This is a genomic window from Streptomyces sp. NPDC048696, assembly GCF_043198895.1.
Classification (GTDB): domain Bacteria; phylum Actinomycetota; class Actinomycetes; order Streptomycetales; family Streptomycetaceae; genus Streptomyces.
Window position 1 is genome coordinate 53,688 of record NZ_JBICVJ010000015.1, and the last position, 14,088, is coordinate 67,775.

The 14,088-nt window shown below is 71.4% G+C and carries 13 protein-coding genes; 6 read left to right on the forward strand and 7 right to left on the reverse strand.

What is annotated here, in order from left to right; genetic code table 11:
* The first annotated feature begins 121 nt into the window (after positions 1-121).
* Positions 122-466 carry a hypothetical protein gene (locus ACGFRG_RS27955; protein ID WP_393268338.1) on the forward strand — a complete coding sequence of 115 codons (345 nt, stop codon included), beginning with the start codon at positions 122-124 and terminating at the stop codon, positions 464-466.
* Here ACGFRG_RS27955 and ACGFRG_RS27960 read toward each other — a convergent pair.
* A complete protein-coding gene (locus ACGFRG_RS27960; RefSeq protein ID WP_361426650.1) occupies positions 463-2,169 on the reverse strand; it encodes a glycerol-3-phosphate dehydrogenase/oxidase in 1,707 nt (568 codons plus the stop codon). The two genes, ACGFRG_RS27955 and ACGFRG_RS27960, sit on opposite strands and share 4 nt — an antisense overlap.
* Before the next feature lie 219 nt (positions 2,170-2,388).
* On the opposite strand from ACGFRG_RS27960, the gene ACGFRG_RS27965 reads away from it, so the two are divergent.
* A complete protein-coding gene (locus tag ACGFRG_RS27965) occupies positions 2,389-3,633 on the forward strand; it encodes a nucleotide sugar dehydrogenase (protein WP_361426647.1) in 1,245 nt (414 codons plus the stop codon).
* 143 nt (positions 3,634-3,776) lie between these two features.
* Positions 3,777-4,259: a hypothetical protein gene (locus tag ACGFRG_RS27970; protein WP_361426644.1), complete on the forward strand. Its 483-nt coding sequence runs from the start codon at positions 3,777-3,779 to the stop codon at positions 4,257-4,259.
* 80 nt (positions 4,260-4,339) lie between these two features.
* Here the strand turns inward: ACGFRG_RS27970 and ACGFRG_RS27975 are convergent, their stop codons facing one another.
* From ACGFRG_RS27975 to ACGFRG_RS27990, 4 genes are all read right to left on the reverse strand, one after another.
* Complete coding sequence (locus ACGFRG_RS27975; RefSeq protein ID WP_361426641.1) at positions 4,340-5,464, reverse strand: GuaB3 family IMP dehydrogenase-related protein; 1,125 nt, start codon at positions 5,462-5,464, stop codon at positions 4,340-4,342.
* Positions 5,465-5,594: 130 nt separating this feature from the next.
* Positions 5,595-7,100 (reverse strand): IMP dehydrogenase, encoded by a 1,506-nt coding sequence (gene guaB, locus ACGFRG_RS27980; RefSeq protein ID WP_361426638.1) that lies wholly within the window; start codon positions 7,098-7,100, stop codon positions 5,595-5,597.
* A gap of 250 nt (positions 7,101-7,350) precedes the next feature.
* A complete protein-coding gene (locus ACGFRG_RS27985) occupies positions 7,351-7,926 on the reverse strand; it encodes a sigma-70 family RNA polymerase sigma factor (protein WP_361426636.1) in 576 nt (191 codons plus the stop codon).
* 255 nt (positions 7,927-8,181) lie between these two features.
* Positions 8,182-8,793: a response regulator transcription factor gene (locus ACGFRG_RS27990; RefSeq protein WP_003948568.1), complete on the reverse strand. Its 612-nt coding sequence runs from the start codon at positions 8,791-8,793 to the stop codon at positions 8,182-8,184.
* 405 nt (positions 8,794-9,198) lie between these two features.
* Here ACGFRG_RS27990 and ACGFRG_RS27995 point away from each other — a divergent pair, with 405 nt between their 5' ends.
* A complete protein-coding gene (locus ACGFRG_RS27995) occupies positions 9,199-9,531 on the forward strand; it encodes a WhiB family transcriptional regulator (protein ID WP_188276333.1) in 333 nt (110 codons plus the stop codon).
* Positions 9,532-9,651: 120 nt separating this feature from the next.
* On the opposite strand, the gene ACGFRG_RS28000 is transcribed toward ACGFRG_RS27995, so the two are convergent.
* Positions 9,652-10,548, reverse strand: coding sequence for a LysR family transcriptional regulator (locus tag ACGFRG_RS28000; protein ID WP_393268346.1), 897 nt, complete (start codon positions 10,546-10,548; stop codon positions 9,652-9,654).
* Between the two features lie 80 nt (positions 10,549-10,628).
* Between ACGFRG_RS28000 and ACGFRG_RS28005 the strand changes: the two genes are divergently transcribed.
* Positions 10,629-11,309, forward strand: coding sequence for an MOSC domain-containing protein (locus ACGFRG_RS28005; protein ID WP_393268349.1), 681 nt, complete (start codon positions 10,629-10,631; stop codon positions 11,307-11,309).
* A gap of 84 nt (positions 11,310-11,393) precedes the next feature.
* Positions 11,394-12,167 (forward strand): SDR family NAD(P)-dependent oxidoreductase, encoded by a 774-nt coding sequence (locus ACGFRG_RS28010; protein WP_393268351.1) that lies wholly within the window; start codon positions 11,394-11,396, stop codon positions 12,165-12,167.
* 11 nt (positions 12,168-12,178) lie between these two features.
* Here ACGFRG_RS28010 and ACGFRG_RS28015 read toward each other — a convergent pair whose 3' ends face one another.
* Positions 12,179-14,041 (reverse strand): DUF2264 domain-containing protein, encoded by a 1,863-nt coding sequence (locus ACGFRG_RS28015; RefSeq protein WP_393268354.1) that lies wholly within the window; start codon positions 14,039-14,041, stop codon positions 12,179-12,181.
* Between the last annotated feature and the right edge of the window lie 47 nt (positions 14,042-14,088).

Here is a 14,088-nt window from a genome sequence, read left to right on the forward strand (position 1 = left end):
CGCCGGGACCAATGATTGTCCCGGGTCCGCCGTCCGCCAAGACGGCTCCGGTAAGAGGGGACCACCGCGATGCCGACACTCGCAGCGGGCGGCCGAGGGCAGGCCGAAGCTCGACGACACCGTGGAACGGCATCTTCCGGGCCCGGTACACGGCCATGGAAACGACGGCCGCCACCTCACCCTGCGCTCCTTGCTCTCCCACACCAGCGGTCTGTCCCCCTACACGGCCGCCACCACGGTCCCGGTTCCACTCACCCCCCTTCAGAAACCGTCCGCGCCGCCCTCACCCCTCAGAAACCGTCCGCAGCACCCCTTTCTCCTCAGAAACCCGCAGCACCCCTCGCTCCTCAAAGGCCGTCCGCAGCACCCCTCACCCCGCAGAGGCCGCCCGCATCACCCTCGCCCACTCCCGCCGTGGACCGCCCCGCCCGGCGGGAGTACGCAGGTCCCCCGGGACCCGTCCTAGAGCGGCACGATGTCCGGCGCTCCCAGCCGCGCCGCGTCCGCCGTCAGGTCGTCCGGCTGGCGCTGCGACTCTCGCTCGGCCTCCACCCTCTTCTCGTAGTGCTCCACCTCCTTCTCAATGTGCTCCTTGTCCCAGCCGAGGACCGGCGCCATCAGCTCGGCGCACTCCCGGGCCGACCGGGTGCCCCGGTCGAACGTCTCGATCGAGATGCGGGTGCGCCGGGTCAGCACGTCGTCGAGATGGCGGGCGCCCTCGTGCGACGCGGCGTAGACGATCTCGGCCCGCAGATAGTCCTCGGCCGCGCTCAGCGGCTCCCCCAGCGACGGGTCGGCCACGATCAGTTCGAGCAGGTCCTCGGTGAGCGAGCCGTACCGGTTCAACAGGTGCTCCACGCGCACCACATGGAGCCCGGTCCGCGCGGCGATCCTCGCCCGCGCGTTCCACAGCGCCCGATATCCCTCCGCGCCCAGCAGCGGCACGTCCTCGGTGACACAGGCCGCGACCCGCTGGTCCAGGCCGTGCACCGCCTCGTCCACCGCGTCCTTCGCCATCACCCGGTACGTCGTGTACTTGCCGCCCGCGATCACCACGAGCCCGGGCACCGGATGTGCCACGGTGTGCTCGCGCGAGAGCTTGCTGGTGGCGTCCGACTCACCGGCCAGCAACGGGCGCAGGCCCGCGTAGACCCCCTGGACGTCGTCCCGGGTCAGCGGGACGGCGAGCACGGAATTGACGTGTTCGAGCAGATAGTCGATGTCGGCGCTGGAGGCCGCCGGATGGGCCTTGTCCAGGTCCCAGTCGGTGTCGGTGGTGCCGACGATCCAGTGCCTGCCCCACGGGATCACGAAGAGTACCGACTTCTCGGTCCGCAGGATGAGCCCGCTCGTGGAGTGGATCCGGTCCTTGGGTACCACCAGATGGATGCCCTTGGAGGCGCGGACGTGGAACTGGCCGCGCTCGCCGACCATCGCCTGGGTGTCGTCCGTCCACACGCCCGTCGCGTTGACGATCTGCTTGGCGTGGATCTCGTACTCCCCGCCTCCCTCCACGTCGCGCACCCGCGCCCCGACCACCCGCTCGCCCTCGCGCAGAAACCCGGTCACCCGGGCCCGGTTGGCCACGTGTGCGCCGTAACTCGCGGACGTGCGGACCAAGGTGGCCACGTACCGCGCGTCGTCCATCTGCGCGTCGTAGTACTGCAGAGCCCCGACCAGCGCTTCCTTCTTCAGGCAGGGCGCGACCCGCAGGGCGCTGCGGCGGGACAGATGCCGGTGGACCGGCAGCCCTCTGCCGTGGCCGGACGAGACCGACATCGCGTCGTACAGCGCCACGCCCGATCCCGCGTACAGCCGCTCCCAGCCCTTGTGCTGGAGCGGATAGAGGAACGGCACCGGCTTCACCAGGTGCGGGGCCAGCCGCTCCAGGAGCAGCCCGCGCTCCTTCAGGGCCTCCCGCACCAGCGCGAAGTCCAGCATCTCCAGATACCGCAGCCCGCCGTGGATCAGCTTGCTCGACCGGCTGGAGGTGCCCGAGGCCCAGTCCCGCGCCTCCACGAGCCCGGTGGACAGGCCGCGGGTCGCCGCGTCCAGCGCGGTGCCCGCGCCGACCACCCCGGCCCCGACGACCAGCACATCGAGCTCGCGCTCGGCCATCGCGGCGAGCGCCTCGGCACGCTGCACCGGTCCCAGTGTCGCTGTCCTCACGGCTGCCTCCCGTTGATCTGGGTGGTCTGGCTCACAACCTCGATTCTGGACGCGACCACCGACATCGGCCACCGCCTGTGGACAACACTCGGGCGACCCCGGGCCCGCAATGCCGCATAACGGTCATATTTACTCTTAGTCTGACATCGCGTAACGCCCATTCTGTCCACAGGGCTTGCGCATCATGTCCCCTCCGGTTATGGGAAGGACGGTCATCGGATGCCCGCAGACCTCGCCGTCATCGGACTCGGCCACCTCGGCCTGCCGCTCGCCCGGGCCGCGGCCGCCGCCGGCATCGACACCGTCGGCCATGACACCGACCCCCACGTCCTCGCCGAACTCCGCGCCGGCCGCCCCCCGGTCGACGGCTGCCTCACCGCGGCCGAGCTGCGCCGGATGCTCGCGGGAGGCTTCCGTACCGCGGCCGGACCGGCCGAGCTCGGCCGGGTGCGCACCGCCGTGATCTGCGCGCCCACCCCGCTCGGCGCCGACCGCACCCTGGACCTCGGCGCCGTCGCCGACGCGGCCCGCACACTCGCCGCGCGGCTGCGCCCGCACACCACGGTCATCCTGGAGTCGGCCGTCCACCCCGGCACCACCGAGGACTTCCTGCGCCCGCTGCTCGAAGCGGGTTCGGGGCTGCGGGCCGGCCGCGACTTCCACCTCGCCTACTCCCCCAGCCGCATCGACCCCGGCAACCGCACGCACGGCTACGCCACCACGCCCAAGGTCATCGGTGGCCTCACCCCCGCCTGCACCGAGTCCGCCGCCGCCTTCTACGGCCGTCTCACCGACAAGGTCGTCCGCGCGCGCGGTACCCGTGAGGCGGAGATGACCAAGCTCCTGGAGACCAACTACCGGCAGGTGAACATCGCGCTGGTCAACGAGATGGCCGTGCTCTGCCACGACATGGGCGTCGACCTGTGGGACGTCATCCGGTGCGCCGAGACCAAGCCGTTCGGCTTCCAGCCGTTCCGCCCGGGCCCGGGGGTGGGCGGCCACGGCGTGCCGCTCGACCCGACGCCGCTGCCGTACACCGGGCTGCGGATGGTGGGGCTGGCCCGGGAGATCAACGCGCACATGCCGCAGTACGTCATCCAGCGCTGCACCACGCTCCTGAACGAGCACGGCAAGTCCGCCCGGGGCGCGCGCGTGGTGCTCCTCGGGACCACCTACAAGCCCGATCTCGCCGATCTGGAGGGCTCCCCGGCCGCCGAGATCGCGGGGCGGCTGATGGACCTGGGGGCGTCGGTGAGCTACCACGACCCGTATGTGCCGGACTGGCGCGTGCGCGACCAGCCCGTGCCGCGCGTGGACTCGCTCTACGAGGCGGCCGCCCACGCCGACCTCACGGTGCTGCTCCAGCACCACTGCACGTACGACCTCCAGGGTCTTGCGGTGAAGGCGCAGCTGCTGCTCGACACCCGGGGCGTCACCCCGGGTGGCGCGGCCCACCGGCTGTAGCGGAGGCGCCGAAATCCCGGTGGCGCCCCGCCCACGCACTGTTACTCTTCGGGTCGCCCGATCGCACAGCCGTGCGCATTTCCATGGGCGCCTCCGCGCGTGGCCGTTGTGCGCGCGCTTCTTTGACCTCGGGGGATCCGAAAATGAGCCAGAACTTTCCACCGCCGCAGCAGCAGCCGGGCTTCCCGGGCTTCGTTCCGGCCCCGCCGCCGGCCCCGGTCCGCGACAACCTCGCGGGCGGTCTGGTCGCCGCGTTCGTCGCCGCCGTCGTCTGCGCGGGCGTGTACGGCGGGATCCTCGGCGCCACCAAGCACGAGATCGGCTACGCGGCCGTGGGCGTCGGCTTCGTCGTGGGGTGGGCGGCGGGCAGGGTCGGGGGGCGCAACCCCGCCCTGCCGGTGCTGAGCGCGGTCCTCGCCCTCGGCTCCGTCTACGCGGGCGGGATGCTCGGCGAGGCGATCATCGCCTCCAAGGTGCTTCACGTCGACGCCACGGACCTGCTGATGAACCACCTGAGCATGGTGAACGAGCTCTGGAAGGCCGACGCCGACCCGCTGACGTTCCTGTTCTTCGGCATCGCAGCGGCCGCCGCCTTCACCGGCTCCAAGAAGGGCGCCACCGCGTAACCCCCGGCATGGTGAAGGGGCCCGGACCATCCCATGGTCCGGGCCCCTTCACCTACGTACTCCGTACGTGTGAGTCGGCATCAGCGCTTGTGCTGCGCGTCCGCCACCGTCACCTCGACGCGCTGGAACTCCTTGAGCTCGCTGTAGCCGGTGGTGGCCATCGAGCGGCGCAGGGCGCCGAAGAAGTTCATCGAGCCGTCCGGGATGTGCGACGGACCGGTGAGGATCTCCTCGGTGGTGCCGACGATGCCCAGGTCGACCAGCTTGCCGCGCGGCACGTCCTCGTGGACGGCCTCCATCCCCCAGTGGTGGCCCTTGCCGGGCGCGTCCGTGGCACGGGCCAGCGGGGAGCCCATCATGACCGCGTCCGCGCCGCAGGCGATCGCCTTGGGCAGGTCGCCGGACCAGCCGACGCCGCCGTCCGCGATGACGTGCACGTAGCGGCCGCCGGACTCGTCCATGTAGTCGCGACGGGCCGCGGCCACGTCGGCGACGGCGGTGGCCATCGGGACCTGGATGCCCAGCACGTTGCGGGTGGTGTGCGCGGCGCCGCCGCCGAAGCCCACCAGCACGCCGGCCGCGCCGGTGCGCATCAGGTGCAGGGCCGCGGTGTACGTGGCGCAGCCGCCGACGATCACCGGGACGTCCAGCTCGTAGATGAACTGCTTGAGGTTGAGCGGCTCGGCGGCGCCGGAGACGTGCTCGGCCGAGACGGTGGTGCCGCGGATGACGAAGATGTCGACGCCCGCGTCCACGACGGCCTTGGAGAACTGGGCCGTGCGCTGCGGCGAGAGGGCGGCCGCGGTGACCACACCGGAGTCGCGCACCTCCTTGATGCGCTGCCCGATCAGCTCTTCCTTGATCGGGGCCGCGTAGATCTCCTGGAGGCGGCGGGTCGCGGTGGCCTCGTCCAGCTCGTCGATCTCGTCGAGCAGCGGCTGCGGGTCCTCGTACCGGGTCCACAGACCTTCGAGGTTCAGCACACCCAGGCCGCCGAGCTCACCGATGCGGATCGCGGTCTGCGGCGACACGACGGAGTCCATCGGAGCGGCCAGGAACGGCAGCTCGAACCGGTAGGCGTCGATCTGCCAGGCGATCGAGACCTCCTTCGGGTCCCGGGTGCGCCGGCTCGGGACGATGGCGATGTCGTCGAACGCGTACGCCCTGCGGCCGCGCTTGCCGCGCCCGATCTCGATCTCAGTCACGTTGTGTGGGCCTTTCCCTCTACGTCAGCGGTCCCAGTATCCCCGACATATGTGTCCCCGACATACGGGCGAGGGGCGGCCCCGTGAACGGGACCGCCCCTCGACGACGACTACGCGCGCGTGGGCGCCGTCAGCGCCTGGTGTAGTTCGGCGCCTCGACCGTCATCTGGATGTCGTGCGGGTGGCTCTCCTTGAGGCCCGCCGAGGTGATCCGGACGAACCGGCCATTGGTCTGAAGCTCCGGGACGGTGCGGCCGCCGACGTAGAACATCGACTGACGCAAGCCACCGACCAGCTGGTGGACGACCGCGGAGAGCGGGCCGCGGTAGGGCACCTGGCCCTCGATGCCCTCGGGGACCAGCTTCTCGTCGGAGGCGACGCCCTCCTGGAAGTAGCGGTCCTTGGAGAAGGACTTCTGCTCCCCGCGGGACTGCATCGCGCCGAGCGAGCCCATGCCGCGGTACGACTTGAACTGCTTGCCGTTGATGAAGAGCAGCTCGCCCGGGGACTCCTCGCAGCCCGCGAGCAGCGAGCCGAGCATCACCGTGTCGGCGCCCGCGACCAGGGCCTTGGCGATGTCGCCGGAGTACTGCAGGCCGCCGTCGCCGATGACCGGGACGCCCGCGGCCTTGGCGGCCAGCGAGGCCTCGTAGATCGCGGTGACCTGCGGGACGCCGATACCGGCGACGACACGCGTCGTACAGATGGAGCCCGGGCCGACGCCGACCTTGATGCCGTCGACGCCCGCGTCGATCAGCGCCTGCGCGCCGTCGCGGGTGGCGATGTTGCCGCCGATGACGTCGACGCCCGACGCGTTCGACTTGATCTTGGCGACCATGTCGCCGACCAGCCGGGAGTGGCCGTGCGCGGTGTCGACGACGATGAAGTCGACGCCCGCCTCGATCAGCGCCTGGGCGCGCTCGTAGGCGTCGCCCGCGACACCCACGGCCGCGCCGACGATCAGCCGGCCGTCCTTGTCCTTGGCCGCGTTCGGGTACTTCTCGGCCTTCACGAAGTCCTTGACCGTGATGAGGCCCTTGAGGATGCCGTTGTCGTCGACGAGCGGCAGCTTCTCGATCTTGTGGCGGCGCAGCAGCTCCATGGCGTCCACGCCGGAGATGCCGACCTTGCCGGTGACCAGCGGCATCGGGGTCATGACCTCGCGCACCTGGCGCGAGCGGTCCGACTCGAAGGCCATGTCGCGGTTGGTGACGATGCCGAGCAGCTTGCCCGCCGGGTCGGTGACCGGGACGCCGCTGATGCGGAACTTGGCGCACAGCTCGTCGGCCTCGCGCAGCGTCGCGTCCGGGTGGACCGTGATCGGGTCGCTGACCATGCCGGACTCGGAGCGCTTCACCAGGTCGACGTGGTTGGCCTGGTCCTCGATCGAGAGGTTGCGGTGCAGCACACCGGCGCCGCCCTGGCGGGCCATGGCGATCGCCATGCGCGCCTCGGTGACCTTGTCCATCGCCGCCGACAGCAGCGGGACGTTCACCTTCACGTTCTTCGAGAGGTACGAGGAAGTGTCGATCTGATCGGGCGCCATGTCGGACGCGCCCGGCAGGAGCAGCACATCGTCGTACGTCAGCCCGAGCATCGCGAATTTGTCGGGCACTCCGTCGACGTTTGCAGTCATGACACCTTCCCCATGGCCTTGATCGGTGCGGATGTCCATGCTAACGGGCTGGCGCGGTGTCTCATTCCATGAACAAGATCAACCGAATTCTTTGTACGTTCACACGTACGTGCGCCACGGCCACGCGCGCGTGGAGCGCCGTACAGCGACATACGGCTACGCGCGGGTGCGGCGGCGTACGGCCGGACGCGTGAAGCGGGCCGAAGACGCAACCGAAACGTGATGTGAGGGCGTGCGCGGGACTGCGGGACTACTGCTCGGCGAGGGCGCGCAGCCTGCTGAGCGCGCGGTGCTGGGCGACCCGGACCGCGCCCGGCGACATCCCCAGCATCTGCCCGGTCTCCTCCGCGGTCAGACCGACCGCGACCCGCAGCACCAGCAGCTCGCGCTGGTTCTCCGGCAGGTTGGCGAGCAGCTTCTTGGCCCACTCGGCGTCGCTGCTGAGCAGCGCGCGCTCCTCGGGGCCCAGGGAGTCGTCCGGCCGCTCCGGCATCTCGTCGGAGGGCACCGCCGTCGAACCCGGGTGGCGCATCGCGGCCCGCTGGAGGTCGGCGACCTTGTGCGAGGCGATGGCGAACACGAAGGCCTCGAAGGGCCGCCCGGTGTCCCGGTAGCGCGGCAGCGCCATCAGCACGGCGACACAGACCTCCTGCGCGAGGTCCTCCACGAAGTGGCGCGCGTCGCCCGGCAGCCGGCTCAGCCGGGTGCGGCAGTAGCGCAGCGCGAGCGGGTGAACATGCGCCAGCAGGTCATGCGTGGCCTGCTCGTCGCCATCGACGGCACGGTGAACGAGTGCACCGATCACCGTTGTCTCGTCGTCGCGCATCGGTCCATGGTGCCCCGGCGTCGCAGACTCCGTGGCACCGCGTCCATAGTTGTGCACCGAAGCGTTATGAGCAGGTGCGCCGGAAGTCATCTCCTGCGCCCTCCCCTCCCGCTCGACCGACTCGTCCCCGAGGAACTCCACACCTTCAAGGATGCGGCATCGCGCGCGAAGCGTCACACGCCGCTCCACGGAGCGGGGGGACGGACCCGTCCGTCGACGACGGACGGGGATCCGGCCGACCCCACCGCGGGCAGGTCAGCGCACCAGGCCCCAGCGGAAGCCGAGCGCCACGGCGTGCGCCCGGTCGGAGGCGCCGAGTTTCTTGAACAGCCGCCTGGCGTGGGTCTTCACGGTGTCCTCGGAGAGGAAGAGCTCACGCCCGATCTCCGCGTTGGACCGGCCGTGGCTCATGCCCTCCAGGACCTGGATCTCACGCGCGGTGAGCGTGGGCGCGGCCCCCATCTCGGCCGAGCGCAGTCTGCGCGGCGCGAGCCGCCAGGTCGGGTCGGCGAGCGCCTGGGTGACGGTCGCCCGCAGCTCCGCGCGCGAGGCGTCCTTGTGCAGATAGCCGCGCGCCCCGGCGGCGACCGCGAGCGCCACGCCGTCCAGGTCCTCGGCGACCGTCAGCATGATGATGCGGGCGCCGGGGTCCGCGGACAGCAGCCGCCGGACCGTCTCCACGCCGCCCAGGCCGGGCATGCGCACGTCCATCAGAATCAGGTCCGAGCGGTCGGCGCCCCAGCGGCGGAGGACTTCCTCGCCGTTGGCCGCCGTCGTCACACGCTCTACACCCGGCACGGTCGCGACCGCGCGGCGGAGCGCCTCTCGGGCAAGCGGGGAGTCGTCGCAGACGAGGACGGATGTCATGGCCGTCCTCCGCAGCTGATGCGCGTCACCTTGAGCCTCCAGGCTGGTTACGTATCGTCACCTGTGCGATTGACGCCCTCGGACACCTGCCCGAGCGCTTCTTCTTTCAACCGCTCCGCACTCTCAACGACGGTCACTCGAAAGAGTTACGGGTCGGACGGGCACCTTCGGCACTCTACGTGAGGAACCGTGTGCGCCGGGCGCACATCGCGGGTCACCCTCCGTTCACTCGGAGGTATGCCCCATTTAGCGGCTTTTCTTCCCTTTTTCTGGTGTCTGTGGCTAGATTCGCAATGAGTCATATTTACATCTACTTACACCGTAGATGTACGTTCGTCGGTACACCCCAGTGATCCGGGGTACCCGGCCCATCCGCCTCAGCACGGCTTCAAGGGGACATGAGCAATGGCAGATTTCTCCCGCCTTCCCGGACCGAACGCCGATCTGTGGGACTGGCAGCTCCTCGCGGCGTGCCGTGGGGTCGACAGCTCCCTCTTCTTCCACCCGGAGGGCGAACGCGGCGCGGCCAGGAGTGCGCGCGAGAACTCGGCGAAAGAGGTGTGCATGCGCTGCCCGGTGCGCGCCCAGTGCGCGGCCCACGCCCTCGCGGTGCGCGAGCCCTACGGCGTGTGGGGCGGGCTCACGGAGGACGAGCGCGAAGAGCTGATGGGCCGGGCCCGCAACCGGCTGGTGACCGCCGCGGCCACCGGCGGAGCGGGCGACGGGGGGCACGGCTAGCGCCGCCTGCGCCGAGACTCGCAGAAACGTTCCTGCGCCGGATGGCGCAGTTCGCAGGGCTACCTGCCGCTCATGCGCGGCGGCTGCGCACCGCCTTGAGCGATGACCCTGCCCGGCCGGTCAGTTGCGGGCGGCGGCTCCGGCCAGCTGATCCAGGGTGGCCGCGACGGCCGGCACCCGGGCCAGGTCGGGCAGGGTGAGCGCGACGATCTCGCGCTCCACGGCCGGCTCGACCGCGACCGTACGGGCACCCTTGGGGCGGACCGACGCGATCGCCAGCTCCGGCAGCACCGCGACGCCGAGCCCCGCACCGACCAGCCCGATCACCGCCGGGTAGTCGTCGGTGGCGAAGTCGATGCGCGGGGTGAAGCCGGACTCCTCGCACACCTCGACCAGTTGCCGCCGACAGCGCGGGCAGCCCGCGATCCACGGCTCGTCGGCGAGGTCGCGGATGTCGACCGTGCCGCTCTCGGCCAGCCGGTGGCGCTCGGGGACGAGCCCGACCAGGCGGTCTATGAGCAACGGCCGGACGACCAGGTCGTCCCACTCCTCCGTGGTCGCCCTCCCGTACCGGAAGGCGAGCGCGATGTCGCAGTCGCCCTCGCGCAGCATCTCCACCGAGCGCGGCGGCTCCGCCTCGACGAGCGACACGCGCGTGCCGGGGTGCGCGGCGCGCAGCGCGGCGAGCGCGCTGGGGACCAGCGTGGAGGAGCCGCTGGGGAACGAGACCAGGCGCACCCGGCCGGCCCGCAGGCCCGCGATGGCGGCGACCTCCTCCTCCGCGGCCGTCAGCCCGGCGAGGATGCCGGAGGCGTGCCGCACCAGGACCTCGCCCGCCTGGGTGAGCCGCGTCTCGCGGCCGGTGCGCACCAGGAGCGGGGTGCCCGCCGACGACTCCAGGGCCTTCATCTGCTGGCTGACGGCGGGCTGGGTGCAGCCCAGCACGCGGGCGGCCGCCGAGAAGGAGCCGGTGGTTGCGACAGCGCGCAGGACGCGGAGATGACGGGCCTCGATCACCCTTCGAGCATAAGGGGCACTTGGACATCGTGGGAAATAATGGATAGCTGCTTTGAGACAGTCGCGTTAGCGTTCTCCTCATGAAGCTTCTGTCTGTGAACCTGGGCCGCGCCACGGTCGTCGACTACACCGACGCCGAGGGCGGCGTCACCGGCATCGGCAAGCGCCCGGTGGACGGTCCCGTGCGGATCTTCCGGCCCGGCTCCAAGGGCGTGGGCGCCAGCGGTGTCGCGGGCGACGACGTCTGCGACAGGCGCCACCACGGCGGCGACCACCAGGCTGTCTACGCCTACGCGCGCGAGGATCTCGACACCTGGGGACGGGAGTTGGGCCGCGAGCTGCCCGACGGCATATTCGGCGAGAACCTCACCACGTACGGCATGGACCTCAGCGACGCCCGGATCGGCGAGCGCTGGCGGGTCGGCCCGGACGTGGTCCTGGAGGTGTCGTGCTCGCGCATTCCGTGCCGTACGTTCGCGGGCGCCATGGGCGAGCAGGGCTGGGTCAAGCGGTTCACGCAGGCCGCGGTGCCCGGTGCGTATCTGCGGGTGATCGAGGAGGGCGAGGTCCGCGCGGGCGACGCGATCGAGGTGATCCACCGGCCCGAGCACGAGGTGTCGATGGCGTTCTGGTTCCGCGCGTTCACGACCGAGCGGGAGCTGCTGCCGCGCACCCTGGCGGCCGGTGACGCGATGCCGCCGGAGCGCCACGCCACGGTTCACAGGTATCTGGAGCAGCAGGCCGCCCGGCAGCCTTCCTGACCGGACAAGCACCGGACAGGCACCGGGCGAGCACCCGGACAGGCCGTCACACCACTGTCATACGCGGGGCATTACCGTGCCCGTATGACGACTGCACTGATTACGGGCGCGACAGCGGGAATCGGGGCCGCTTTCGCGCGGCGGCTGGCCACCGACGGGCACGATCTGGTGCTGGTGGCCCGCGACGGCAAGCGGCTCCGGGACCAGGCCACCGAGCTGCACGACCGGCACGGCGTGGAGGCCGAGGTGCTGGTCGCCGACCTGTCCACGGAGGGCGGCATCACGGCGGTCGAGGCCCGGCTCACCGAGCGCAGGAAGCCGATCGACCTGCTGGTCAACAACGCCGGGTTCGGCAACAAGGGCCGCTATCTGGACGTGCCCATGGCCGATGAGCTCAAGATGCTGAAGGTGCACATCGAGGCGGTGCTGCGGCTCACCTCGGCGGCCACCGAGGGCATGCGCGAGCGCGGGCGCGGCGGAGTCGTCAACGTCGCCTCGGTGGCCGCGTTCGTACCGCGCGGGACCTACGGCGCGTCCAAGGCGTGGGTGGTGCAGTTCACCCAGGGCGCGGCCCGGGACCTGGCGGGTTCGGGCGTGCGGCTGATGGCGCTGTGCCCGGGCTTCGTGCGTACGGAGTTCCACCAGCGGGCCGGGATGGGCACCGACAACATTCCCAACTGGCTCTGGCTGGACGCCGACAAGCTGGTCTCCGCCGCGCTCTCCGACCTCGCGCGCGGGAAGTCGCTGTCGATCCCGGACCCCCGCTACAAGGCGATGATGGGTGTGGTGAAGCTGGCGCCGCGCGGTCTGCTCGGCGGGCTCACCTCCCGCACCGGCCGCAAGTACGGCCCGCAGTAGGCGGCAGGAAGTCAGGGCCCCGTCGTACGGAACGTGCGGACGGTCGGGGCCGGGCCGTCCAGCACGAGCTCGTACGTGGTGCCGTCGTCCCAGCTCACTTGGACGGTGCGGCCCTCGATTCGGACGGCGGTGCCCGGGTCGGGGAGGGGAGCCGGGTGCTCCTGCGCCGTCAGGGAGGCGAGCGCGACGAAGAGCGACGGGCCGTCCCCGGTCACCCCGTCGAGGACCGCCACCTGTGCGTCGGGGCCGAAGAGCGTTGATCCGGCGGCCACTACGCGCGCGTGCGGCTCGTACCCCGCCACGGCGTGCAGCTCGCCGGTCAGCTCCGGCCCGGTGACGGCCCACCCCGTCTGGCGTACGCGTGTGCCGGGCCGGGCGCCGACGACCAGATGGGCCCGGAGTTCGGCCCGGCCGTGGACCAGCGTGACGGACACCGTCCGCACCCCGGGCAGCGGCCGCGCGGCGGAGGCGGCCCAGCCGGGGCCGCCGCCGAGGGGTCCGGCGAACCCCCGCTCGGTGACCGTGCCGTCGTCGAGGACGAGCCCGAAGTGGTTGTCACGCACGTCCCCGCAGGTCGGGCCGGTACGGGTGGCGTAGGCGAACCGGGCGTAGCAGGGGTCCTCGGCCGGGCCGAGACGGTGGTCGGTGCCGTGGTTGTGCAGCCGGACGACGCCGTCCGAAACCGTGGACTGGATCAGGGTGTTGGGCGGACCCAGGGTGACGGCCGCGTCCCCGGTCTCGGCGGGCAGCGGCTCCTCGACGGCCGTCCACACGGGGTGCTCCGGCGGCATGAGCAGCCCGAGGAATCCTTTCGCCGCCCAGTACGGCGAGGCCGGGCCCGAATAGCCCTGGACGATCGGCGCATACGGGCCGTGCCAGCCCAGGGTGAGCAGCCCCCGCTCGTCGATGGCGCCCCGGCCGGGCGCGCGGTCCATGAAATACGCGAGGGTGCCGGAAGCCAGGCGGCGGGTGGCGCCGGGGGTCATCGGGGTGTGGCCGGTGAGCGCGCCGAGCCAGGGGGCCGCGGCGGCGGCGAAGCGGTAGGTGAGGGAGCGCCCGTACGGCATGGGTGCGCCGTCGGCGCCGAACATCCGGGTGTGCGCGGCGAGGTGGGCGCGCAGCCGGGGGCCGTAGCGGTCGAGGAGTTCCCGGTTGTCACCCAAATGAGCGTGCAGGACGGGATAGAAGTGGAGCGCCCAGCCGTTGTAGTGGTCGAAGGAGCGATGGGGGCCGTCGCTGTACCAGCCGTCGCCGAGGTACCACTGATCGACGTGTTCCAGCGCGCGCTCGATGGTGGCCGAGGCGCGGTCGGTCTCGATGCCGGCGTCCTGGAGGAATCCCGCGACGGTGAGGCCGAAGAACCACCAGTTGTTGTCGACGGGCGAGGGGCCGAGGGCGGGCAGCAGCCAGTCGACGGTCCGCTGGCGGACGCGGTCGTCGAGCCTGTCCCAGAGCCAGGGGCGGGTGAGGCGCAGCCCGAGGGCGACCGAGGCGGACTCGACCACCGCCTGGCGCACCTCGGCCATGCGCGGCCAGGAGTCGGGGCTCGTGCTGCTCAACTCACCGGTGGGCAGCGGGTGTTCCGTGCCGGACGCGAGACCGTCGGCGTAGCGGTCGAGGTGGCCGTGCGGGTCGTCGCCGCGCGCGCCCGCGATCCGCAGCGCGGCGAGCAGCCAGGTGCGGGCATAGCCTTCGAGGCCGTCGGAGCGGGGTCCGGACCAGCTCGGGCGGTCGCCGGGCAGGTTGATCAGCCCGTGGCGCGGCGAGGCGTACGGGCGTACGGAGAGGAGGAGTTGATCGGCCACGTCTTCCCAGTGGCCGCGGGTCCAGCCGGTGTACGGGCTGAGCTCATGATCGAGGGGTGGTGTCGGCATGATGCTCCCGGTCCGGGACCGTGTCGGAGTTCGGGACCGTGTCCCGT